Annotated in this window: 22 protein-coding genes; 21 read left to right on the forward strand and 1 reads right to left on the reverse strand. The window is 31.3% G+C overall.

What is annotated here, in order from left to right; genetic code table 11:
• Window positions 1-101 precede the first annotated feature (101 nt).
• The 17 genes from DFR80_RS13190 to DFR80_RS13260 all read left to right on the forward strand — a co-directional run bounded on the left by DFR80_RS13190 (window position 102) and on the right by DFR80_RS13260 (window position 18,779).
• Window positions 102-1,133, forward strand: a complete 1,032-nt coding sequence (locus DFR80_RS13190; RefSeq protein ID WP_255417054.1) for a substrate-binding domain-containing protein — start codon at window positions 102-104, stop codon at window positions 1,131-1,133.
• Window positions 1,134-1,278: 145 nt separating this feature from the next.
• A complete protein-coding gene (locus DFR80_RS13195) occupies window positions 1,279-2,610 on the forward strand; it encodes an extracellular solute-binding protein (RefSeq protein WP_114490245.1) in 1,332 nt (443 codons plus the stop codon).
• 75 nt (window positions 2,611-2,685) lie between these two features.
• Window positions 2,686-3,549, forward strand: a complete 864-nt coding sequence (locus DFR80_RS13200; protein ID WP_158537724.1) for a carbohydrate ABC transporter permease — start codon at window positions 2,686-2,688, stop codon at window positions 3,547-3,549.
• Window positions 3,550-4,371 carry a carbohydrate ABC transporter permease gene (locus DFR80_RS13205; protein ID WP_233493888.1) on the forward strand — a complete coding sequence of 274 codons (822 nt, stop codon included), beginning with the start codon at window positions 3,550-3,552 and terminating at the stop codon, window positions 4,369-4,371. It begins immediately after the preceding gene.
• 29 nt (window positions 4,372-4,400) lie between these two features.
• Window positions 4,401-7,502: an alpha-mannosidase gene (locus DFR80_RS13210; RefSeq protein WP_114490247.1), complete on the forward strand. Its 3,102-nt coding sequence runs from the start codon at window positions 4,401-4,403 to the stop codon at window positions 7,500-7,502.
• A gap of 44 nt (window positions 7,503-7,546) precedes the next feature.
• A complete protein-coding gene (locus DFR80_RS13215) occupies window positions 7,547-8,416 on the forward strand; it encodes a carbon-nitrogen hydrolase family protein (RefSeq protein WP_114490248.1) in 870 nt (289 codons plus the stop codon).
• Between the two features lie 109 nt (window positions 8,417-8,525).
• Entirely contained in the window at window positions 8,526-9,461 is a 936-nt protein-coding gene (locus DFR80_RS13220) for an aldo/keto reductase (protein ID WP_114490249.1), read from the forward strand.
• A 294-nt stretch (window positions 9,462-9,755) separates the two neighbouring features.
• Entirely contained in the window at window positions 9,756-9,929 is a 174-nt protein-coding gene (locus DFR80_RS15290; protein WP_199505824.1) for a hypothetical protein, read from the forward strand.
• A 328-nt stretch (window positions 9,930-10,257) separates the two neighbouring features.
• Window positions 10,258-10,602 (forward strand): hypothetical protein, encoded by a 345-nt coding sequence (locus tag DFR80_RS13225; protein WP_147270193.1) that lies wholly within the window; start codon window positions 10,258-10,260, stop codon window positions 10,600-10,602.
• 294 nt (window positions 10,603-10,896) lie between these two features.
• The gene (locus DFR80_RS15485) at window positions 10,897-11,022 is read left to right on the forward strand and encodes a hypothetical protein (RefSeq protein WP_255417052.1); all 126 of its coding nucleotides are present in this window, start codon (window positions 10,897-10,899) and stop codon (window positions 11,020-11,022) included.
• Between the two features lie 166 nt (window positions 11,023-11,188).
• A complete protein-coding gene (locus tag DFR80_RS13230; RefSeq protein WP_114490251.1) occupies window positions 11,189-12,322 on the forward strand; it encodes a YecA family protein in 1,134 nt (377 codons plus the stop codon).
• A 144-nt stretch (window positions 12,323-12,466) separates the two neighbouring features.
• Window positions 12,467-13,564: a DUF6765 family protein gene (locus DFR80_RS13235; protein WP_147270194.1), complete on the forward strand. Its 1,098-nt coding sequence runs from the start codon at window positions 12,467-12,469 to the stop codon at window positions 13,562-13,564.
• Window positions 13,565-13,762: 198 nt separating this feature from the next.
• Complete coding sequence (locus DFR80_RS13240) at window positions 13,763-14,119, forward strand: hypothetical protein (RefSeq protein ID WP_114490253.1); 357 nt, start codon at window positions 13,763-13,765, stop codon at window positions 14,117-14,119.
• A 637-nt stretch (window positions 14,120-14,756) separates the two neighbouring features.
• Window positions 14,757-16,010 (forward strand): sugar ABC transporter substrate-binding protein, encoded by a 1,254-nt coding sequence (locus tag DFR80_RS13245; protein WP_199505825.1) that lies wholly within the window; start codon window positions 14,757-14,759, stop codon window positions 16,008-16,010.
• 182 nt (window positions 16,011-16,192) lie between these two features.
• Window positions 16,193-17,011 carry a carbohydrate ABC transporter permease gene (locus DFR80_RS13250; RefSeq protein WP_369862790.1) on the forward strand — a complete coding sequence of 273 codons (819 nt, stop codon included), beginning with the start codon at window positions 16,193-16,195 and terminating at the stop codon, window positions 17,009-17,011.
• Window positions 17,012-17,013: 2 nt separating this feature from the next.
• Window positions 17,014-17,850, forward strand: a complete 837-nt coding sequence (locus DFR80_RS13255; RefSeq protein ID WP_114490256.1) for a carbohydrate ABC transporter permease — start codon at window positions 17,014-17,016, stop codon at window positions 17,848-17,850.
• 68 nt (window positions 17,851-17,918) lie between these two features.
• The gene (locus DFR80_RS13260; RefSeq protein WP_114490257.1) at window positions 17,919-18,779 is read left to right on the forward strand and encodes a ketose-bisphosphate aldolase; all 861 of its coding nucleotides are present in this window, start codon (window positions 17,919-17,921) and stop codon (window positions 18,777-18,779) included.
• Between the two features lie 53 nt (window positions 18,780-18,832).
• Here the strand turns inward: DFR80_RS13260 and DFR80_RS13265 are convergent, their stop codons facing one another.
• Window positions 18,833-19,621, reverse strand: coding sequence for a DeoR/GlpR family DNA-binding transcription regulator (locus DFR80_RS13265; RefSeq protein ID WP_158537726.1), 789 nt, complete (start codon window positions 19,619-19,621; stop codon window positions 18,833-18,835).
• 86 nt (window positions 19,622-19,707) lie between these two features.
• Between DFR80_RS13265 and DFR80_RS13270 the strand changes: the two genes are divergently transcribed.
• From DFR80_RS13270 to DFR80_RS13285, 4 genes are read left to right on the forward strand one after another with little or no spacing between them, the layout of a single operon-like run.
• Window positions 19,708-21,021, forward strand: coding sequence for an ADP-dependent glucokinase/phosphofructokinase (locus tag DFR80_RS13270; protein ID WP_114490259.1), 1,314 nt, complete (start codon window positions 19,708-19,710; stop codon window positions 21,019-21,021).
• Between the two features lie 53 nt (window positions 21,022-21,074).
• Window positions 21,075-21,911 carry a MurR/RpiR family transcriptional regulator gene (locus DFR80_RS13275; protein ID WP_114490260.1) on the forward strand — a complete coding sequence of 279 codons (837 nt, stop codon included), beginning with the start codon at window positions 21,075-21,077 and terminating at the stop codon, window positions 21,909-21,911.
• 20 nt (window positions 21,912-21,931) lie between these two features.
• The gene (locus DFR80_RS13280) at window positions 21,932-22,477 is read left to right on the forward strand and encodes a D-lyxose/D-mannose family sugar isomerase (RefSeq protein ID WP_114490261.1); all 546 of its coding nucleotides are present in this window, start codon (window positions 21,932-21,934) and stop codon (window positions 22,475-22,477) included.
• A 33-nt stretch (window positions 22,478-22,510) separates the two neighbouring features.
• Complete coding sequence (locus DFR80_RS13285) at window positions 22,511-23,536, forward strand: aldose 1-epimerase family protein (protein ID WP_114490262.1); 1,026 nt, start codon at window positions 22,511-22,513, stop codon at window positions 23,534-23,536.
• Window positions 23,537-24,087 lie beyond the last annotated feature (551 nt).

Consider the following 24,087-nt stretch of genomic DNA (forward strand, 5'->3'; position numbering starts at 1 on the left):
GGTGCTACTATTAAATTCGACAAGATGGGGTGAAGCCCTTTTTATATCATTAAAATCTTTGTTATATCAAGGCGTATTTTTATGAAATTCGCTTAAATAAAATTAAAAATAGAGAATATAAAAAGGGAAAATTGATTCCGTCAGAAAGAGAATTAAGTAATGAACTAGAGGTTAGCAGGTATACTATAAGAAAAGCTATTGAGGAATTAGTCCATCAAGGTTATTTATATAGGGTTCAGGGCACCGGTACTTTTGTTTATGACACACAGGGTGAAAAAGACAATAAAGATAATAAAAGTAAGCAAATTGGAGTAATTATGCCTTATACTGATGGTGTTAATATAGAAATTCTTAACGGCATTGAAAGTGCTTTGGATGGTAGTGAATATACTTTTATCTTAAAAGATCACTTTAATAATTATAAAAAAGAAGCTGAAGTTATCCAATTTATGAAACGTCAAATGGTTGATGGATTAATTATTAATCCCGCTGAAGATCAAAAAGATAGTACAGCTATTTATGATCTTAAATCTGAAAAATTTCCATTTGTTTTAGTGGATAGAAAGTTGCAGTTTTGTCATACAAGTTGTGTAATGGCAGATAATATAAATGGTAGCTATAAAGCAACAGAATATTTAATTCAATTAGGCCATGAAAATATAATGTTTTTAAAAGGTCATTATTCCAACACAAGTACTATTGAAGATCGGATTACTGGATATAAAAGAGCTTTAAGAGAATATGGTATTAAAGAAAATGATGTGTTTACTTATGATGAACAACAGACTAGAGATAAAATTAATGAACAAATTTTTAATCATATAGAAAAAAACAATATTACAGGAGTAATTGGTGTGAATGATATTATTGTAATTGATTTGATCAAAATGTCCAGAGAATATCAGATTGACATTCCAGAAGAATTATCGGTAGTAAGCTTCGATTATACTGATAAAATTAAACATTTAGAAACAAAATTAACCACAGTCAATCAACATTCAGACATCATTGGTCAAAAGTCGGTAAATCTGCTTTTAGAATATATAGAAGGAAATAATAAAGAAAAAGAAATTCAACAAATTTATCAATCCTGTGATTTAGAGATAAGAGATTCATGTAGACCTATTGATTAGGTCTTTTATTTTAAATTTTCAGAATAAATATAATTTTGTGTCAAAATAGTTATTATTTTATTAGACAAAGGAGGTGAGGATTTTACTTAACTTCTGCCGTTAATTGATTAGAATTTTACTAATAATAAAGGGGAGATTAAAAATTATGAAAAAGAAAACATTACTAATTGCTTTGCTTGTATTATTTGCTATGACTTCTGTTTCCTTCGCTCAAGACTATGAATTAGTTACACCTGAGAGAATTGGTAATCCAGATGCTGAGATAGTTTTAACAGCCAATATTCAGCGCTCTGATACATTATTTGCTGCTACTGACAATAGAAAAGACTATATAAGAAAAGCTGCTGCAGAGTGGGCTAAAGCTCATCCTAATGCTAGAATTGATGTTCAGGTAGCACCAACCGGACAAATTTCTATGACAATGGCAACTTTGTTGACTCAAGCCGAATCTGGTAATGCGCCTGATTTTGCACATATTGATTCATTTTGGATAGGCAGGTTTATAGAAAATGGTTATACCAAATCATTAAATAAATATATGGGTGAGGATGCTGTTAATGATTTTTTTGGTTTCACAAAAGATGTAGTTATGAAAGATGGAGAAATGCATGCAATTTGGGGTGAAACTGATGCTCGCTTTCTTTATTATAGAAAAGATTGGATTGAAGAACCTCCAAGAACCTGGGATGAAACAATTGATTTGGCTTTAAAGATGAAAGAAGAAAAAGGAGTTCACGGTTTCCTTGCATGGCTCGGCAACTGGGAAGGTGCAGTTAATGGTAATGTATGGCCTTTATTTTGGGCTCAGGATGGAGAAATGTTTGATGAAAACGGACGACCTGTTATTGGCGAAGGAAAAAATAAGGAAGCATTAGTAAATAGTTTAGGTTTTCTAAAAAGACTAGTTGACACAGGTGCAGCTCCTGTTATGGTTTCTTCAATTACCTCTAGTGATCCAATGTTAGCTGAAATTCGTTCTGATAATGTAGCAATGGTTGCAAATGGAAGTTGGTTGTATAATCAAATTGACGATATAATTGATGATGCTGATGAAAAATGGGATTTTGTACCCCTCCCACAAATGAAAGCAGATCAAAGAGCAAATAGTAATGGTGGCTGGACATGGGCTGTATTAAGTGATGATCCTGTAAAACAGGAATTAGCTGCTGACTATATTATGAGAGTAGTAGGTAGTAAAGAAGCTATGGCAGAAAGAACAAAAGTCTATAATTACTTACCTACAAGAGAATCAATATATGAAAATGATCCGTATTATTCTGAAAATGAACGCATGATTAAATTAGGTGAATCTCTAGAATATGGAAATGCTAGACCTGCTAATTCTCTTTATAATACAGTTTCTGAACTTACTCAGACTGCTTTAGGACGTTTACTTACTGGTCAAACTGATGATATTGAAGCTGAAGTCGATGAGATACAGAGAGAAGCTTTAAGTGAATGGGAAGCAAATAAATAATAAAAATAATATGAGGGCTTATTTTAAAAAATGAGCCCTCATTAAATTAGAATGTGTAAAGAAAGGATGAAGAGTATGAATAAAAACATAATGGAAAGATGGTGGATTTGGGTTATTCCATTAGCTTTAGTTTTAGGGGTTTTCTTTTTATATCCTTTATTAAATGTAATAAGATTAAGTTTTAGTAACGCAACAATAACATCTATAAAAGAAGGTTTTACCTTTGAGAATTACATACATATTCTTACAGGCAGCGATTTCTGGCAGGTTATGAAAGTTACTTTGATTTTTGTATTTGCATCAGTTTTATTTCAGTTATTGCTTGGATTAATTACAGCTATGTTGATTAATAAAGATTTATTTGGTAGCTCTTTAGTGAAATTATCAATGATTACAGCCTGGGTGGTTCCAGGAATTATAACTGGAGTTATTTGGAGTATAATGTACAGCAGCAGTTCCTGGGGAATTTTAAATTATTTTATTAGATTATTAGGATTTAATCAAATACCATTTTTGTATACACCTTCCTGGGCATTGTTTTCAGTAGTTTTAGCTAATGTCTGGCGTGGAACAGGTTTTAGTGGGATTATGCAGTATGCTGCTTTGAGAGGGATTCCTGATCAATTATATGAAGCAGCCTCTATAGATGGTGCTTCAACCTGGCAGCAGTTTTGGAATATTACCTTACCTCAGCTCAAACCAATGCTAATGATAAACACAATTTTGATTACCATTTATACTTTTAATACATATGATTCTATTTTTGCTCTTACACAGGGGGGACCAGGTAATAGTACAACAGTTTTATCACTTGGAGCGTACAAACAGGTTTTTAGACATTTAAATTTAGGAAGAGGCTCCGCATACGCTGTAATTATGTTAATTCTTTCTGGTAGCTTTACAATATTATATGCAGGATTTATGGGGAGTGATCAGTAAGTGGTTAAAAAAATATCAATTTATATGTTATATGGTTTAGTTTCAATATTTTTTTTACTACCTATTTTATGGACTATTTCTTTATCTTTAAAAACAACTTCAGAAATTTTTATTTTTCCACCAACCTTTATTCCAAAAGATATAACTTTTGATAATTTTCTTTATGTATTAAATAACACTACAATGACTACTTATCTTTGGAACTCTTTTAAATTAGTTATATATACTGTGTTAGGAACACTTTTAGTAGCTATACCTGCAGCATATTCATTTTCTAGATTTGATTTTAAGAATAAAGCTAAATTGCTGTTTGTAATTCTTATATTTCAAATGATATCACCTATTGTTATTGGTATTCCAATTTATCGGTATTATTCTAATCTAGGATTACTAAACAATTATTTCGGGCTATCAATGGTCTATATTGCTATCCAAATTCCATTTGCGACTTTTTTATTAAAAGGTGGCTTTGACGCTATACCTAAAGAGTTAGATGAGGCAGCCAAAATTGATGGGGCTTCAAGATTTCAATTATTGCATAAAGTTATTCTTCCAGTTGCACTACCTGCTTTAGCCAGTGCTACAATATTTATTTCTATTAATGCCTGGTCTCAATTTTTGCTTCCCTATTTACTTTTAGATAGAACTAGTCAATATCCTGTTTCAGTTGGTATTTTAATGACACAGGGTAACTTTCAACAAATAAGTACTCATTATTTAGCAGCTGCAAGTATAATATCTTTATTACCTGCTATAATAATGGTATTTTTATTACAAAAGTTTATACTTAAAGCTTTGACTGCTGGAGCAGTAAAAGGCTAAAATAATAATAAAAATTGGAGTGATTAAATATGTTTATGAAAGAAGGAAAGATAGAAAGATATTTAAAGGATTTAAAAGAAAATTTAAGTCAAAAAAGTGTAGAGATTGAAGAATTCAAAGTTTATCCAGCTAAATTAGAGAATAAAAAGCTGCCTGAGTTTACAAAAATGACATCCCAAAAACTTAAAGTTGGTGAAAGATGGGGAGGGGAAAATGTCTGTCAGTGGTTCAATACTAGAGTTAAAGTACCTAAAGAGTGGGATTTAGAAAAAGGTAAAATTTATCTAAAAATTATTCCAGGGGCAGGACATTTCGGGAATTTAAGTGGTTCAGAATCTTTACTTTATCTTAATGGAAAGCCTCTGCAGGGACTAGACAGAAGTCATTCTTTAGTCTGCTTAACTAAAAAAGAATTAAGTTTTAGTTCAGAACTGGAAATTTCTATTAAAGCATTTAGCGGTTTGGAAGATAAAAAACATATTTTTAAAGGAGCAGCTTTAATTTATCGTAATAAAAATTTAGAAGATTTTTATCAGCGAGTTAAAATAACTTTTGAATCAATTAAAACCATGGAGAAAGGTGAAGATCTAAGAGAAAAGTTATTAAGAGTTTTAGATAAATCCATAAATATCTTAGATTTTAGAAAAGTTAATTCTGAAAAATTCTTGCAGAGTGCAGAAAAAGCTAATAGTTATTTAAAAGAGGCACTTAAGGAATTAAAGAGTGAAGATAATTTACCGGAGATTACAGCGGTTGGACATTCACATATTGATGTAGCATGGTTATGGCAGCTGCTACATACTAGAGAAAAGTGTTCTAGAACATTTTCAACAGTATTAAAATTAATGGATGAATACCCTGAATATACTTATGTACAAACAATGCCTCAGTTATATAAATTTATAAAAGAAGATTATCCTGAAATTTATGCTAAAATAAAAGAAAAAATAAAAGAAGGCAAATGGGAAGTAACAGGTGGAATGTGGGTAGAAGCAGACTGTAATGTAACTTCAGGTGAATCACTAGTTCGACAATTTATTCATGGGAAAAAGTTCATTAAAGAAGAATTTGATGTTGATTGGAATATTTTATGGTTACCTGATGTTTTTGGTTATTCATGGGCACTACCACAAATTATTAAAAAAAGTGGAATGGAATATTTTATGACTACCAAAATTAGTTGGAGTCAATTTAATCGACCTGAGTATGATACATTTACCTGGAGAGGTATTGATGGTACAGAAGTTTTAACCCACTTTATTACAACACCTGAAATTCATAATGATTCACCTTTTTATACCTACAATGGAATTTTAAATCCTGAATCAACTAAAGGTATCTGGGATAATTATCAACAAAAAGATATTAATGATGATCTGCTGCTGGCTTATGGATGGGGTGATGGTGGTGGTGGACCTACAAGGAAAATGATCGAATCAGGCAAAAAAATGCAGGAAGTTCCTGGAATGCCTGAAGTTAGTTTTGGAAAGTCTGAAGATTATTTTAAAGATTTAGCAGATAAGATGGAAAAAGAGAAAGAACTACCTGTCTGGGATGGCGAACTTTATTTAGAGTATCACCGGGGAACATATACATCTCAGGCGGAAGTTAAGAAAAATAACCGTAAGGCCGAAATAATGCTTCATGATGTAGAATTATTTAATAATTTCAGTTCAATTAATAATAAATTAGAGTATCCTGCGGATGAGATTAATAAAAATTGGGAAATTGTACTAAAAAATCAGTTTCATGATATTCTACCTGGATCTTCAATTAAAGAGGTTTACGAAGATTCTAATGCAGAATTTAAAGAATTATTTAATGAAACGGAGACTTTATTAAATAGTAGTTTAAAAGAGATTGCATACCAGATTGAAGGAAATGGAAAAAAAGTTGTTGTTTATAATTCGCTTCCCTGGTCTAGAGATGCATACTTAGATTTAAATAATAAAGAGTACGAAATTGAATCAATCCCTGGAAATGGATATTATTCTTTTGAAATTGATGAAGAAACTCTGGAACCAGTCGTTAAAAATGATAAAAAGATAAAGAAAAGTTTAGAGAAGGAATCAGTAAAGGAACTAAAAGTTGAAGCTAATTTAATTGAAAATAAGTTTTATAAGATTGAAATAAATGATAAAGGACAAATTGTTTCTTTATATGATAAGGAATATGAACGAGAAGTTATTACTGAAACTGGTACAGCGAATTTACTTCAGGCTTTTGAAGATCGTCCTATGCGCTTTAATGCCTGGGATATAGATGTTTATTATCAGGATAAGGAATATATTATTGACGACTTAAAAGAAATGAAAATAAATAAAGAAAATGATAAAGTACGTATTAATCTAGAATGGAGATTCTTAGATTCAGTGATTAAACAGGATATGATAGTTTATGCTGATAAACGTCGTATTGATTTTGAAACAGAAGTTGATTGGTCAGAAGAACAAATACTTTTAAAAACTGCCTTTCCTATTGATGTAAGAACAACTAAAGCAAATTATGAAATTCAATTTGGTAATGTTGAGAGAAACACTCACTGGAATACAAGTTGGGATTATGCTAAGTTTGAAGTTGTTGGCCATAAATGGGCAGACTTATCAGAGGGGGATTATGGAGTTAGTCTTTTAAATGACTGCAAATATGGATATGATATCAAAGATCAGACAATGCGTCTTACATTAATTAAATCTGGTATTTATCCTGATCCTGAAGCTGATCAAGGTCATCACTCATTTACCTATAGTCTTTATCCTCATGGAGGAAGCTGGTTTGAAGCTGAGACTGTAAAGGAAGCTTATGAGTTAAATTATCCAGTTCAAAATGTTAAAGTTGAGGGTGAAAATGGTGTTGAGCCAACTGAGAAGTCATTTATTGAGGTCGAAGAACAGAGTACTATTCTAGAAACTGTTAAAAAGGCTGAGTATAGTGATGAAGTAATTTTAAGGTTCTATGAATATGGAAATAGAAGAGATAAAGTGAAAGTAAAATTAGATAATGAAATTAAATCTGTTCATGAATGCAATCTAGTTGAAGAAAATATAGAAAAAATTGAAAATGATGATTCTGAGTTTGAATTTAAAATAAAACCTTATGAAATTAAAACTTTTAAGGTTAAGCTAAGGTAGTATATCTTTTATTAAAAACTAGATGAATAAAGGAGATTAAAAGTATGAAGGTCAAAATTGCTTTAGGACAGATTGAGCCGCAAACTTTAAAAAAAGAAGATAATATCAAAAAAATGAAAAAATATATTGAGAAAGCTGCTGATCAGAATGTTAATCTGATTATTTTTCCAGAACTATCACTTACAGGATATAATTGTGGAGATGCTTTTTTCGAAGTTTCAGAAAAGATACCAGGACCAACTGTAAATCAGTTTGTTAATATAGCCAAAGATAATGATATATATATAATATGGGGTATGCCGGAAAAGGGAATTGAAGGTGTATTATATAATGATGCAGTATTAGTTGGTCCTGAAGGTTATATTGGCAAATGGAGAAAGCATACATTACCTGGACACGCAACTGATAAAGTTGGTCCAGGTGCTTTTCCTGATCGCAGATATTTTAGAGCAGGTTCCAAAAGTCCGGTATTTGAAACCCAAATAGGTAAAATTGGGATGATGGTCTGCTATGATATTTATTTTCCAGAAATATCAAGACTATTAACTTTGAAAGGTGCAGACTTATTAGTTGGAATTTCCGGCTCTCCATCATTTGAAAAAAATATATTTGAACCTTTAGTAAAAGCAAGAGCGATGGAAAATGCTGTCTGGTATGCTTATTGTAATTTAGGTGGTAAAGAGGGAGATACAGAATATTGGGGTGGAAGTACTATAATTGGACCAGGTGATAAAGACACCAAAGTGCCAGGAGAACCCGTTATCTGTAAAGCTGATTATGATAAAGAAGATCTTGTTATTGGTACTATAGATTATAAAAGAACAAGTGAATTTCGCCCTTATTTTCCTGTATTAAGAGATATAAGGTTGGATTTTTATGACAAATTATATAAAAGTGCTAAAGATATCACATAATATTTCAAGATTGATAGTTTTAAATATAATTGATCAGTGATGAATAATAAAGTTAACATTTTAGATTAAATTTTATAAGAAATATTATTAGCTTAGGAGGAGTTTCTTGATGGAAAAAAGGAAATTAGGAAAAACCGGGCTGAAGATAAGTCTGCTGGGTTTTGGAGGCTTTCACCTGATAGAAATACCAGCTGACAGGGCTGCAGATTTATTGACCACTTATTTAGATCGAGGTGGAAATTATCTGGAAACAGCTGCTTCTTATGGTGATGGTGAATCAGAAAAAAAGATTGGAGAAATAGTAAAAAATAGGCGGGATGAGCTTGTTCTGGCCAGTAAAACCGGAGTCAGAGATGCTGAGGGCGCAATGGCAGAAATCGACCGCAGTCTAAAAAATCTGCAGACAGATCATCTCGATATAATTTTCATGCATGGTGTTGGTGATGAGGCAGATTTAGAGGAGATTTTAAAGCCGGGGGGCTCACTGGAAGCGGCTAAAAAGGCAAAAGAAATGGGCAAGGTCAAACATATTGGAATTACAGCTCATGGTCAGCCTGATGTATTGCTTAAAGCCTTAAAAACAGATGATTTTGATGTGATGATGACTCACTTCAATTATTTCGATAAATTCAACTTTCCTAAACTGGCAGAAGAGTTTAAGCCGCTGACTGAAGCAGATAAAGAGGAATTATTTGCCAATGCGGAAGAGCTGGGAGATTATATCTGCCGTCAGTGTGATGAGTGCAGTGTTTCTAAAGAATTTGGAGAAAATATTAAGGATGTATTTAGAATGGAAGGTTATTTTGACCGGCAGATGTATGATGGCCGGCCCAGAAACCCTGCTGAATATGCTCTAAGAGATCGCCTTCGTTTCTGGTTTGGAGATAGAGAACTGGCAGAAAACCGCTATCAGAATCTGGAATTAAAAGCAGCTGACCTGCTGACTAAAGAGGCTGAATTTAAAGCCTGCAAGTATAGACTTGATATCAAGAACAAACTGGAGATAGTTGATTATAAATTAGGTGAAAGTGATGTCATGAATTAAATAATTAGTCTGGTACTCGATCTATATAATATATTTTGAGTACCAAATTTTTTATTTGCCACCAAAATAATAATTTACTTAATTTCTAAAATATTCTATGATATACTTTATGTAGTATAAATATTAGAAGATGAGGAAATTTATTGAAATGAATATCGATTATAAGCTTGATTTAAGATATAATATATTCAAAAAAAGATAAATTAGTTAACTGAATAAAAATTGTAGTTTGTGTGATCTAGGAATTAATAAAAAAAGGTAAAATATATTATACTGATAAAGGAAGGGACCAGGATGGCCACATCATCTTTTAATAAGGATTTTACATTGAATACTAAGGAGGCTGTGGAGTCATTCGAGAGAATTATTTCCACTCCCAATAAAAGTATTAAAATTGATAAAAGCCTCGTATCAGCTGAAAAAGAGCAGCGAGGTGAGAAGAAATTAAAACAAATATTATCTCGCTAAAAAGATTAATAGAAATGAGTAATGAGTCTAAAGCTTAAGAACTTATTTCTGTTTTTCTTTGTGAAAAAGATACAGATATTGAATATTTCTTAAAAAATAGGGCAATTCTGTTTGAACAGTTAGGTAAGAGCAGAACTTTTTTTATTTATGATGAGGATGCGGATGAATTTAATATTTTGGCATATTTCACTCTCGCCATCCAGGTATTAAGAATTCTGGAAGAAAGGCGAATTTTTTTGACGGATTTAGTTCAAAAATTAAGGGTGTTAAGATTACTGAATTTCCTTTCATATTGATTGGACAGCTCGGAAAAATGAAATGTATCCAGATGCAATTTCTGGAATACTACTTTGCAATTCCCGGTAATTTTATTATACAACAAATAATTGTCAAAGATTATGATGAAAATCATGTTTATTTAATCTTCAAAAGAAAAGTATTTTTTAACCCTGAAACATTTTATAATATTTTAGTGGAACTAAGTGTTATATATGAGCTTAATGAGGATTTTAAAGATAAATTAAATATAGAAAGCTTAGAAAAAGAAATTGATGAGAATAGAGATATTCTTGCTCCTATATTAGAAAAAGTATCTTTACTAATTGGTAATATTACAAATGTTGATGATGATTTAACGGTAATTACACCTCCATTTTTTCATGAAAGTGATTAATTATGTGAGACAGTGTAGATGATAATTTTTAACAAACACCTTAAGAGAAAACCTTCAACTGATATCAAGTTAGCAGAGAGAAGAAAGAATAAAATTATATCTGAATTTGAAAGATAAATATTTTTGCAGTATTAAAATATTATGTGAATTTATGTTTGCACGTTGCCTTCATTCTGAGATATAATATTGATATATGGAGAATAGGAAGCGGGGCAGGTAAAACAGATGTCAGAAGCTAAAATTTTGGAGATGCTTGAGAACCGTTTTGATTAGCTGGATGATCGATTTGATTATATGAATTATACAATTGAGAAAATTCATATTCAAACTGTTCGCCTGAGTCTTGACCAGAGTGAATTAGAAATGAAAATTGATCAGCTGAAAGATTCAAAGGCTGAAAATAATATCAAAAGTATTTAAATTCCTGATTAAATCAAAACTTAAATATTAAGAGCAGTTCTTTGATTTATAAAGGGCTGCTTTTTTTTACAAGTGCTTTGTTACAGTAATCGGTGGTATTAGAAGCTAATAATGATTCGTTTAAATCTTAAATATGATTTTAATCAGCTTAAGAGGAGGCTGAGTTATGTCAGAGCAGAATTTAAATGATTTTTTATCAACTCTAACCAAAAAAGAGCTAACAGAAATCAGACAGTACTGGGAGTTTAGTGGAATCAGTCAGTTAAATAAGAATGAATTAATAAAAGCTCTAAGTCAAAGGATTAAATCTCAACTAAGATGCTGGCTTAAGTACCAGCTGCCGAAAAATATTAAATTTTTAGAAATGGTACTTGAAAAACAAAAAAATAATGAGCGGGTAGAGGTGACTTTTAGAGATGTTCTACCACCGGCCCTCTATAACTTTTATTATCGAGGAATTCTTGATTTAATTGATGATGAAAAAGAAACCAGTGTCAGAATCCCTGTTGATCTGGCAGCAGAAATTGAAGAAATTATAAATGCTCCTGAATATAAGAAGAAAATTAAAGAAAACCAGGATATTATAACTTTTGTTCGCGGTTTATTAGCTTATTATGGAGCTTTAAGAGCAGGACAAATTAAAGATTTTTATGATCGCTACTTTAAAGAAGAAAAAAGTATTGATCAGTATGTTGATTTTCTAATGCTTATTGATGAAACATATCTTTCAACTTATGATCTTGAACGCTACCGCTATTACTATCTGGATCCGGGTGTTTTGAAGCCGGAGACTATTATTGATGAAATTAAAATGCGGCCAAATGTTGATTATTATCTACCCCGAAAAAAAGAGATACTTTATGCTGGTACTAATGAACAGGAGAAATTAAATTCTGTGCAGCGCAAGTTCAAAAAAATGCTGATTAATGATTTTTCGATTGATCAGGATGAGGCTGAAGATTTACTCTGGCAGATGATGCTCGATATAAAAAATGATTTAAGTTCAATCAAGTCGCTGCAGGATTTTACTGATAAATATGAGTTTGAAAGTGAGGAGCAGTCCGATAAATTTATAAGACAGTTAAATGAGCTGCACAACAATACTCGGATGTGGATTCTTAAAGGACACACTCCAAATGAGCTTTTTGAAGAGGAGAAAAAGAATCTGCAGCCGCTGCCCAAAAATAGAGATGGTTCAGTGGGAGAAAAGACAGTAGTTAAAAACAAAAAAGTTGGCCGCAATGATCCCTGTCCCTGCGGCAGTGGTAAGAAATATAAGAAGTGCTGTCTGGGTAAATAAAATTAAAAATTTAAATATTTATAGCAGCTCCCAAAATTTTAAGAGCTGTTCTTTTTTAATAATTTTGAGAAAAAATTCACTAAAAAGCAGGAAAAATTTAACTGAGCTCGAAATAGGATTTAAGACAAAAACGGGGTGATAAAATTGAACATCGAATTTCATTATTACATGACCTACCTGATAGCTGCAAGAGCCGGTTTTAAGCCGGCAGAAGCTGAGATAATAGCCTACTCGAGCCAGTATATAGATGATAATGATCTAATCTATCATATTGATCAGCATTCTGACTCTGCTTACAGTAACTATATTTCTCAGACTAAAAATATCACCAGACCAAAGAAAAATTTATTTCGCATTTATCCGGTTTTTCACTTTATTCCTGGTGATCCTTTGGTTGATTCTGCCAGGAGAAAGGATGGTAAGCTGCACCTCTTAAATACTACTCCAGACAGTAAAAATGCCAGAGCGGTGCTTAAGCTGGGTTTGAAATCAGATAATTTATATAAAATAGGGCTGGCCATTCATGCTTTTGCTGATAGTTTTGCCCATCAGAATTTTGTCGGCTATTATGATGAATTTAACCTGGTGGAGGAAATTCAGCAGAAGTTAAGTGCATTTTTTAATAGATCAGTTTATAAGATTGGTCATGCAGCTGCCGGCCATTGCCTGGATATTCCTCATGCTCTATGGCATGATCCCCGCCTCTGTGCGTCAAATTCTCTGCGGGATAATAAGAAGATTTTTTTAAAAGCTGCGGGTAGGATCTTCGAAGAATTAAAAAAATATAAAAGTCCAGCAGCAACTGCAGCAGAAATCAGCTCCGAAAAAGATGAGCTGCTTGCTGATTTATCTAAAGTAATCGGCAAAAAATCAGAATGCCCGGAGTTGTTTAAAATTAACTGCAGAAAGCGAAGAATTAATTACTGTCAAAAATTAAGCTTAAAAAAAGAATTTGGGGCAGAAAAACTAAAAGATTATGATCCCTCACTCTGGTTTAACGAAGCAGTAAAAATAAATACCGGCTTTTTAAAGATTGACCGCAGCTGCAGCTGGCAGCGTCTGGGTCTGGATTACTTTTCAAAGCAGCTTAAGTTTTTAAAAAGCTGCTATAGCTGGAAGACTAAAACCTATCAAAAGACTCACTGGTTTAAGTTTCAGGAGGCTGTAAAAGAGATGCAGGAAGAAATAATTGAGCTGCTTGATCCTCATGTATTTGAAAGGCTGGAACTTGCAAATTGGTGAGACCGGAAGCCTCAAAAGCTGAAAATCTATCATTTTTTTGGATTACTATTTAAATGGAATCAGTATTTTTTTGATTTTCTTGCTATCAGATGTTCAAAGTAATATAATTAAGATAGTGACTAATTAACAAGTAAATAATTAATTTTAATAGATTTTAAAGATTTATGGAGAAGAGGTAGAAAGGAGAGTGAAACTGAGGTGGCTGATGATAAAACTTTAAATTTAATCCTTTCTAAAATTGAAGATCTAGACTCTAAAGTTGATAAACTAGACTCCAAGGTTGGAAAACTAGATTCTAAGGTTGGAAAACTAGATTCTAAATTTAGGGAACTAGATTCTAAAGTTGATAGTTTTAGGGAGAAGACAGATCAGACATTAGCCCGAATAGAGAAAAGGCTTAATGCTACATTTGAACAGGTTGGAGGTTTAAGTGAGTACAGAACTAAAACTGAGGCTCAACTTGATAACATTGAATCTGATATGTCCTATTATGCTCGCAAACAGATTGAAAATGAAAAAGAAATATATAAATTAGAAAGAAAATTGGCCAAATAAAGGCCTTTGAGCCTCTCCTGTGAGCAAAAATGGGGGAGGCTTTATTTTTATAATTTAGAAAAACTCTCATTCTTTTTTATTTAATAAAAAGCAGTAATTGTAATTGGTAATTAAGGAAAGAAGATAAAAGAATAACTTGGAGATGAGGCCTAATATACCTTGAACAGAATCTTAATAACTATGGTATGGCAGAGGCAGTGGAGCAGGCTAAAACTTTGCTTGAAAAAAATGACTTATATAATTACAGAGTCTAAAAATTATAAAAATCTAAAAATTTTTTGAACTGAATTTAAGTAATATTTTAAAAAACAAAGAAAAATTTTAATTATCTCACTAGAGTTTATAATTCTGGTGAGATTTTTTTATTAGCCGAATTAAGACAATTAATTTAAAAAGCACAATAATTAAGTGAAAAAAATAATTTTGTAAAAAGTATTTAAATACATATAATTACATATAAAAACTTATAAAATTATGTTTTTTTCATAAAAATACAAAAAATACTTGACAATAAAAAATAATATTATATAATACATGTATAGCAGACAATATTCTGACTATTTTTAAAAAAGAAAATATTAACCCAAGTATGAATGAGTCTGCTAAATACTATAATAATTATTTGGAGGTTGAAGTTATGTTAAGTATGAAAAAAGGAATGGTTGTATTATTTGCTTTGGCTGTTTTGTTTAGTATGTCAGGAGTAAGTTTTGCTCAGGATGTATCTCTAGAATTTCAGCAGTGGTGGGGAGTAGAATTGCCTGAGGGAGAACTTAGAGATATCGCTGATGGATATACTGAAGAGACAGGAATTGAGATTGAATTATTAAGTAATCCTTATGCAGATACCAAAGATCAAATATCTGCTGGAGCAGCTACAGGTACAATGGCAGATGTTGTGGGACTCGATGGCTCCTGGGTTTATGATTTTGCCAAACAGGGCTCAATCGCAGATATGAGTGCGCTTATGGAAGCAGATGGTTATGATGATAGTCAACTTTCAGATCAGATTAGAGTTGATGGAAATACTTATATGATTCCAGTAGCAAACTTCGCTTACCCAATGTTTGTTAACATGGATCTTTTAGAAGAAGCTGGTATTACAGAATTACCTGAAACTAGAAGCGAATTTATTAAAGCAGCAGAAGCTGTAACAGAAAATACAGGTGCCTATGGATGGATCATTCCTTTATCAACTTCTACTCCAAGTGGAATTCAAAATAACTTTATGGGATGGTTATGGGCTTCAGGTGGAAATATGTTAGAGAATGGAAAACCTAATCTTATTGGTAATGAAAAGCTAATTGAAACAGTAGAGTTCCAGAAAGAATTATTTGATAAAGAACTTGTTTCTCCTGGTGTCTATGCTATGACAGAATCAGATATGGTAGAAGAATTTGCTAATGGAAGAGTAGCTTTTATGATTGACTCCTTAGCACATTTAACAACATTAAGAAGAGGAGACACAAACTTAAATATGGCCATTATGAAAGTGCCAACAATGGATGGTTATGATGGTGAAAGTGGTATAGGAGTAGCAAATTGGGGTATAGGTGTTGCTTCCAATACAGAACATAAAGCTGAATCTATGGACTTTATTGAATATCTTATGAGTCCAGAAGTTAACTCTAGAATTGCAGTAGCTGCTAATGCCTTCCCTGGGAATGTAAATTCAGACCCTGAATATGAAGGTGCTGATCCATTATTCTTAGATGCATTTGAGATTTATAAAGATAGTTATGCTATTAATGAATTTACCGGACTGCCAACTTCTGAACAGTTAATGAGAGACTTTGCTGAAAACCTTCAGCTATATCTTGAAGGTGATTATGATTCAGCAGATGAAATGCTGGCTGTAATTCAGGAAGAATGGGAAAAAGCATTTAAATAGAAGCTTATTTAAATAATGATATAAAAATTGGGCTATATGATAATTTATAATCATATAGCTCAATTACTAACTAATTTATGAAAGGAGAGTTAGGATTGAAAAAAATATTCAATTTATTTAGTGGAAATGATTATAAAATAGAAAAAACACCATATCTTTATCTCTCTCCCACTTTAATTTTAATGGCTGTACTGCTTGTAATACCTATTTTTATGGTTATTAGGTATTCTTTTTTTGATAATGTTATCATCAATAATAATCCTGTGTTTGTTGGATTTCAAAATTACATAAATGTTTTAACAGATGATGACTTTTTAGTTGCCGTAAAAAATACATTATTTTTTGTTTCAGTAAGTGTTATAGCCCATCTAGTTATTGGTCTCTTTTTTGCAATGCTGCTTAATACAGACTATCTTGGTGAAAAAACAAAGGGGATATTTAGAGTTATCTATGCTTTGCCATGGATGTTTACAGCTTCAGTTATAGCAATTTTGTGGAAGATGATGCTCAACCCTCATGGAATTATTAATTATTTACTACAGGTGGGAAATTTAGCTTCTACAAATATTGCCTGGTTAAGTTCAAGGAGTTTTGCCTTAATGGCAGTAACAACTATAAATATTTGGGCAGGTTATCCATTTTATATGATCAGTATTTTAGCTGGACTGCAGGGGATTTCTGGAGATTTGTATGAGGCAGCAGCAATTGATGGTGCTAATCCAGTAAAACAATTTTTCTATATCACTCTGCCTCAACTTAAGCCAATTTTAATTAGTCTATTAACCCTTGATTTTGTCTGGACAATCCAGCAATTTGCGTTAATTTGGCTGACAACAGGTGGAGGGCCAATTAATGCAACAGAGACATTGAGTACTTATATTTATAAACAGGCATTTAGCAGTTATCAGTATTCACAGGCTTCAGCAAGTGCAGGTATAGTCTTATTTATCTGTACAATACTGGCAATTTTCTATGCTAAGCAGCAGAAAGCGAGGACATAATCATGTATGGAAAGAAGAAATGGTATATAAAAATATTAATTATTATTGCTCTTTTATTAGGTGCGTTATTTCCTGCTTTTCCAATATTGTGGATGGTTTTAAACTCATTTAAACCAAATCCTGAAATATTTGCCTGGCCACCTACCTGGATCTCAAAGGCTTTTAGTTTTAAACCTTATATGGAGATATTGCAGAGTCCGGAAAAATTAAGATTTTTTCTTAATAGTTATTTAATTAGTTTTTTTGTTGTAATTTTAACTTTATTTATAAGTATTTTAGCTGCTTATGCTTTTAGTAGATTTGAGTTTCCTGGCAAAGGAGTTCTTAATGCTTTGATTATCAGTGTTCAAGCTGTACCACCAATTACTTTGCTTATTCCATATTTAGGTTTAGTAGTGTCTTTACGCTTATATAATACATATGGAGCGTTAATTTTAACTTATTTATTATTTACACTTCCATATGCAATATTAATGATGACAGGGTATATGAACACACTTCCTCAAGAACTTGATGAGGCAGTTATGATAGACGGAGGCTCACGTTTTAAGGCGCTCTGGTCTGTACTAGTTCCAACTTCTATTCCTGGTCTGGTTTCTGTAGGAATGTATACTTTTATGAGAGCCTGGAATGAATACTTGTTCGCCTTAACTTTAACTAAAACAAATGATATGCGTACAGTTCCAGTTGGAATCAGTTTATTGATGGGGCAGCATGCTTATGAATGGAATCAGATGTTAGCAATGAGTGTAATGGGATCACTCCCTGTACTAATTTTATTCCTTTTCTTCCAGAAATATTTTATTGCTGGAATGACAGCAGGTTCTGTCAAACACTAGTAATTTAAATATATTTGAATTAGCCAAAAAATAAAAAGTGAAAGATAATAATTTAGGAGGTAATATTAATGTTAATGAATATGAAAGATTTACTTAAGGTGGCAAACGAACATAATTTCGCAGTACCAGCATTTAATATCAGTGATTATGCAATGCTTAACGGTATTTTTGAGGCAATTGAAGAAAAACAATCTCCCGTTATTATTGCAATACATCCTGACGAGTTAAGTCATACTAAACCAGAAATAATAAAAGCAATAACTGAAAAAGCTAACAAAACAAAAGTTCCAGTATGTATACATTTAGATCATGGTTCATCTCTTGATCAAATTATGCTTGCTATTAAAAGTGGTTTTACTTCAGTTATGATTGATGGGTCCAGTTTACCCCTTGAGGAAAATATTTCTCTCTGTAAAGAAATTGTTAAAGTAGCCCATCCAGTCGATATATCTGTAGAAGGAGAGTTGGGTACAATTGGTTCAACAGATGCTGAAGCAGAAGCTGGAGAAAATGAAATTATTTATACAGACCCAGATGTTGCCAAACGTTTTGTTAAAGAAACAGGTGTTGACACTTTAGCAATAGCTATTGGTACATCACATGGTATTTATCCTGAAGGAATGGAGCCAGAATTACAGCTTGACTTATTAAAAGAAATAAAAACTAAGGTTGATATCCCTCTTGTACTACATGGCGGTTCCAGTAATCCTGATAAAGAAATAGGCCAGTCTGTAGAATTAGGAATTAATAAGATAAATATTTCAAGTGATATTAAAGCAGCTTATTATAATAAAATGAGGGAAGTAATTGAAGATAAATCATTGCGAGAACCAAATACAATACAGCCACCATGTATCAAAGCAATGAAAGAAATTGCTTTTCATAAAATTGAATTATTTAATACAGATGATAAAGCCAGATTATATTAATTTTATATTAATATCCATAAATATAGACAGCCCTAATAAAGGGTTGTCTATATTTAATCATTTTCTATAGGTACTATATCTACTTTACATCCATGAGAATTTAAGCGACTAATAAACATTCCATCAGCTTTATTGTCAGTTATAATTGTATCATAATCAGCAATGTCAGAAACCTTAACTACTCCCTGTCTGGGTAGTTTAGAATTATCAACCAGTAAAAATGTTTCTTCACAGTTATTTAATATATATTCCTTGATTTCAACATCATCTACTCTTGTTTCTGTAGCATAGAGATCAGAGTCAATACCATGACAGGACATGAACGCTTTATTTGGTTTGAAATGTTTTAAATTACTAATTGTTAGATAGCGGTAGGTAGAAAAAGTTTCGTAATTTAGGGTTCCTCCAAGATTAATTACATTCCATTTTGGATTATTAATATTAACAAGCTGAGTTAATAATCTAACTGAATGAACAATAAAAGTAATATTATAATTTTTTGGAATGTAATTTGTTATATGCATTACAGTAGTGCTGTTATCTAAGAATATTGTATCAAATTCTGAAACTGATTTTGCAGCATGTTTACAGAGTGCTTTTTTTTCAGCAAGATTAGTTTTTTCTCTTTCTTGTAAAGGCACAAATTCCCAGGTGTTTTTTTGAGGTGCTACTGCTCCTCCATATGTTTTGGTTAAAAGGTTTTTTTCCTCCAGAGCATTTAGGTCTCTTCTAACAGTTTCGCGCGAAGTATCAAGTATATCTACTAATTCATTAGATTTAACACTACCCTTTTGAGCTAGTAGTTCTAAGATTTTATTTCTTCTTTCTACAATATTAGACATAAGTACACACTCCCACTTAAATAGTTTATATAAGTATTTTATCATTAAAAATTGCCCTGTGTAAAATAATTTTAAGAGGTGAAAAAATGGAGATTAATAAAAAGTATGTTTTAGCCTTTGATAAAATTGAAAAGATAGTAGATAAAAAAAGAGAGTCTGATAAATATCCTGCAATGGGATATACAAGCAATCTTGATTTAATAAGTGATTTTAATGTGCAAAAATTTAATCAGTTAATAAATGATGAATTACCTGAACTATCTATTAAGGATATAGAAATAGCTGATAAAATAGATTCAGTAGAAAAATTAATAAAAACAATAACCTATTTCTGTGCTAATGGAATAGGTGGTGAAGTAGATATAGAGGATGAAAAGGTGTTAAAAAAATATTTTGACTGGGAATATGGAATTGGAGGTACTGCTGTTCAAGCAGCGATGGCTCTTGCTACAATAAAATGTCCTTCGATTGTTCATTTAACAGAAAAATCAAAAGAAATGTGTGAGCTATTAGCTGATCCAGAAGTCTATACAGTTTTAGATAATGGTAAGTTAGAGCATACGGACCAGATTAAATCAAATACAGAAAATGAGATTCATTTTATCATTCAATTTAAAAAAGGTGATATTATTCAATTAAAGGATCAAGAAATTAAAATACCTGATTCAAATAGATTAATAATAACTCAAACTTCTATTAATGAGAATTTACCATTATCAGATTCTTATTTTAAATATATTGAAAATAATGCCGAAAAAATCAGCAGTAATGTTTTATCAAGTTTTAATGTAATTCAAGATAAAAGCATACTTTTAGATAGATTAAAATACATAAAAAAACATTTAAATAAATTCAGAGAAAAAAATAATTCGGGAATAGTATTTTTTGAAGATGCTCATTATCATAATTTAGAGATAAAAAAACTGTGTATGGAAAATATTTATCCTCAGGTTGATATCTTAAGTTTAAATGAAGAGGAGCTAGATTATACTTTAAAGTTTTATGATTTCCCTGTGGAAATTGAAAATATTATCAGTTGTGTTAAAGGAGCAGAATATTTAAGAGATAAATTTGGAATTAAAAAAGGAGTTATTGTTCATACAAAAGACTATTCAATGTATGTAGGTCAGAAATTAGAGATAGATATAGAAGAAGGTTTAATTTACGGTAATTTGCTTGCGACTGCCAAAGCTAAACATGGCTTTTATGGGAATATACAACAAATTTCTGAACTTTTTGATCTTGAACTAAGTCCCAGAGGAGTTAAGGCAAGAAAAGAAATTGAAAATAGTATATATTCAGATCAAGTAGTCATTGTTCCAACTAAATATATAGATAAACCTAAATATACTGTTGGACTGGGAGATACTTTTGTTGCAGGAGTTCAGTTATGTTTTTAGTTAAATTTAAAAAATAAATTAATGCTGATATAATATAAATGAGGTGGTGAATTATGGAAAATAACAAAGAAAAATCAGTTTTAGATACAATTAAGGATAAATATGAAGATATTTTTCCTGCAGAACAGAAAATTGCCAGCTTTATTCTTGATAATCCAGAAAAAGCAGTTAATGCCAATGTTTCTGAGCTGGCTAATTATAGTGATGTAAGTGATTCTACAGTAATTAGATTCTGTAAACATCTTGGATATGAAGGTTATTATCAATTGAGAATTAACTTATCAAGAGACCTGGGAAGAAAACAGACAGATGATAATTTAGCAAAATCAGATTCATTTAGTAGTATTTTTAATCAGTTTGCATCAAAAATTAAAGAAATAGGAGAAATTATTTCTGAAGAAAAAATGAAAAAAAGTGTTGAGCTTATAACCTCTGCTAATTTTATTCATCTAGCTGCAGTCGGTAATACAAGTCCTCTGATTATGTATATGGGTTTTCGATTAGAAAGACTTGGTATCCGCTGTACGTATAATGCTTTACCAGAATATTTTTTAAATCATATTAATTTGGCCAAAAAAAATGACCTGCTTTTTGTTATTTCTCAGTCGGGAACTTCAAAACATATAGTTCAGGCTATGGAATTGGCTAAAAAGAAGGGGCTAAAGACGATTGCTGTAACTGGGCATAAATATTCTCCTGTTTCCAGACTTGCAGATTGTCTGCTTTTATCCAGTGATGAAGATCAACCTTTTGATTATTATAAAACTTATTCTCACCTTTATGAAATGTCTGTTATTGATGCTCTTTTAAATTTAGTTACAAATGAAGATAAGATTATGGAGACAGATGCTGACAAGCCTGAAATAATTTTATCAGAATCAAAATTATAAAAAATGAAAGGATGAATAATATGCTTAATTCGGACAGAGTAGCTCAACTTAGAAAAAGAACTATTGATTATTTTAATAAAGCAAATATTGTACTAACAAAAAAGGAAAAAGAAAATATTGAAATTGCTGATTTTGGATTAAATGATATTGAAAGAACTGGACTACAATTAGTAACTTATGTTAATAATGATCGATATTGTGCTAAAGAAATGGTTTTATTCCCAAATCAATGTTGTCCTGAACATAAACATCCAGCAAGAGAGGATGGGGAGCCAGGTAAGCGTGAGACATTTAGGTGCAGATATGGAAAAGTATATTTGTATATTGATGGTGAAAAAACAGATAATTTAAGTACAAAACCTCCTAAAGGAGACGAGAAATATTATACTGCAGCTGAAGAAATAATTTTAAATCCAGGTGAGCAATATACAATAGCACCAAATACACTACATTGGTTTAAAGCTGGAAAAGAGGGAGCTGTAGTTTCTGAGTTTTCTTCCAATAGTGAAGATGAATCAGATATATTTACTGATCCTAGAATAGAAAGAATTCCTGAATATGAATAAAAGCTTAAAGATATTTTAGAGAAGGGAAGTATAATGAATTTATTTAATAGAGATTATTCTAGAGAAGATTTAGGTAAATATTTTGGTAGTTTAGAACAGTTTGCCGGTTTGAGAAAATATAGTTTCAGTCAGGGAAGAGCTAAAAACATTGAAGTAGTTGAATTTAGAACGGGTAGTGGTTTGAGGTTTGAAGTCTTAGTAGATAGAGGTCTTGATATTGGACTTTGTGAATTTAAAGGGATTCCAATTTCTTTTAGATCTGCTGTAGGAGAAGCCTCGCCTTATTTATTTGAAGCTGAGGGTGACCAATGGTTTAGAAATTTTTCTGGTGGACTTTTAACTGGCTGTGGTTTAACTTATCTTGGATCTCCAAACAAAGATCAGGGGCAAAAATTAGGCCTACACGGCCGAATAAGTAATATACCAGCTGAATCTGTATCGACTTATGAAGAAAAGAATAAAAATTCTATATTTTTAAATCTTAGAGGCAAAGTTAGAGAAGCCAAAACTTTATCGACTAATTTATTGTTAGAGAGAAAGATTTCTACGGAAGTTGGGAAAAGTAAAATTATAATTCAGGATAAAATAATAAATGAAGGTTTTACAGTAGAGCCTCTAATGTTTCTCTATCATATTAATCTAGGCCACCCTTTAGTTGATCAGGGAGCAAAATTGGTTACAGATTCTTTAGATGTGAAAGCTAGAGATGATATTTCAGCTCAATATTTGAATGATTATGCTACTTATTTAGGTCCAACTCCTGATTTTCCAGATGTTGTTTTTTATCATGATTTAAGAGAAAACGAAGATGGATATTGTGAAGTTAGTTTAGTAAATGAAAAAATGGGTCTTGCATTTAAACTAAAATATAAAAAAGAGAATCTACCAAACTTTGTACAGTGGAAATATACAAATCAGGGTAATTATGTTACAGGTTTAGAACCTTCAAATTCTAAAGTGGAGGGAAGAAATAAGGCCAGAAAGAATGGCGAGCTTGAATATATTAAACCGGGTGAGCAAAAAGAATATTATTTAGAAATGAGCGTTGAAGAATTATAATTATTATTTTCTTAACTTTAAAATTAAATCTTATTACTTCTAAATTAATTACCCCCTTTAATTTATTTAGAAAAATATAATTAAAAAATCCTGGCATTAACTAAATTGCCGGGATTTTTTAATACAACATTATTACTTTTAAGCTCAATCAGTTTGATAGCTGCCAGAATAGCAGCAGAGAAAATCAAGCTACAAAATCAGTTTTAGCTGCTTAAATAGCTTTTTAAAACTATGATTTTAAGTTACCTAAGTTAAGTGTGTCTAATTTTAGCAGTAAATCTATGGTAAATTATTAAAATCTTCAAATTTAAGTTAAAAGGTTTATTTTTATAATTCGCAGACAATATTTTTTTGAATTATACTAAATTAAGAGTATTATGAAATTCGCTTATTTAATTAAGTATTCAAATGTTAATAAATAATATTAGATTTAATAAAAAAATAACTCTAAAAATTAAAATAATTAAAACCTTGACAATTATCTGAAAACTATGTATAATTTATTTAGACTTAATTTGTACTACAAAAAAAGTTTTAGAATAAACAAACAC

This window comes from Halanaerobium sp. ST460_2HS_T2, assembly GCF_003337665.1.
In the GTDB taxonomy this organism is placed as follows: Bacteria; Bacillota; Halanaerobiia; order Halanaerobiales; family Halanaerobiaceae; genus Halanaerobium; species Halanaerobium kushneri.

Bases quoted from the DNA above. Each gene is read 5' to 3' on its own strand.
- DFR80_RS13245 (WP_199505825.1), top strand. From the start codon at position 14,757: ATGTTAAGTATGAAAAAAGGAATGGTTGTATTATTTGCTTTGGCTGTT.
- DFR80_RS13195 (WP_114490245.1), top strand. From the start codon at position 1,279: ATGAAAAAGAAAACATTACTAATTGCTTTGCTTGTATTATTTGCTATG.
- DFR80_RS13255 (WP_114490256.1), top strand. From the start codon at position 17,014: ATGTATGGAAAGAAGAAATGGTATATAAAAATATTAATTATTATTGCT.
- DFR80_RS13230 (WP_114490251.1), top strand. From the start codon at position 11,189: ATGTCAGAGCAGAATTTAAATGATTTTTTATCAACTCTAACCAAAAAA.
- DFR80_RS13210 (WP_114490247.1), top strand. From the start codon at position 4,401: ATGTTTATGAAAGAAGGAAAGATAGAAAGATATTTAAAGGATTTAAAA.
- DFR80_RS13275 (WP_114490260.1), top strand. From the start codon at position 21,075: ATGGAAAATAACAAAGAAAAATCAGTTTTAGATACAATTAAGGATAAA.
- DFR80_RS13260 (WP_114490257.1), top strand. From the start codon at position 17,919: ATGTTAATGAATATGAAAGATTTACTTAAGGTGGCAAACGAACATAAT.
- DFR80_RS13280 (WP_114490261.1), top strand. From the start codon at position 21,932: ATGCTTAATTCGGACAGAGTAGCTCAACTTAGAAAAAGAACTATTGAT.
- DFR80_RS13220 (WP_114490249.1), top strand. From the start codon at position 8,526: ATGGAAAAAAGGAAATTAGGAAAAACCGGGCTGAAGATAAGTCTGCTG.
- DFR80_RS13215 (WP_114490248.1), top strand. From the start codon at position 7,547: ATGAAGGTCAAAATTGCTTTAGGACAGATTGAGCCGCAAACTTTAAAA.
- DFR80_RS13265 (WP_158537726.1), bottom strand. From the start codon at position 19,621: ATGTCTAATATTGTAGAAAGAAGAAATAAAATCTTAGAACTACTAGCT.
- DFR80_RS13200 (WP_158537724.1), top strand. From the start codon at position 2,686: ATGAATAAAAACATAATGGAAAGATGGTGGATTTGGGTTATTCCATTA.
- DFR80_RS13270 (WP_114490259.1), top strand. From the start codon at position 19,708: ATGGAGATTAATAAAAAGTATGTTTTAGCCTTTGATAAAATTGAAAAG.
- DFR80_RS15290 (WP_199505824.1), top strand. From the start codon at position 9,756: ATGGCCACATCATCTTTTAATAAGGATTTTACATTGAATACTAAGGAG.
- DFR80_RS13250 (WP_369862790.1), top strand. From the start codon at position 16,193: ATGGCTGTACTGCTTGTAATACCTATTTTTATGGTTATTAGGTATTCT.
- DFR80_RS15485 (WP_255417052.1), top strand. From the start codon at position 10,897: ATGAATTATACAATTGAGAAAATTCATATTCAAACTGTTCGCCTGAGT.
- DFR80_RS13225 (WP_147270193.1), top strand. From the start codon at position 10,258: ATGCAATTTCTGGAATACTACTTTGCAATTCCCGGTAATTTTATTATA.
- DFR80_RS13285 (WP_114490262.1), top strand. From the start codon at position 22,511: ATGAATTTATTTAATAGAGATTATTCTAGAGAAGATTTAGGTAAATAT.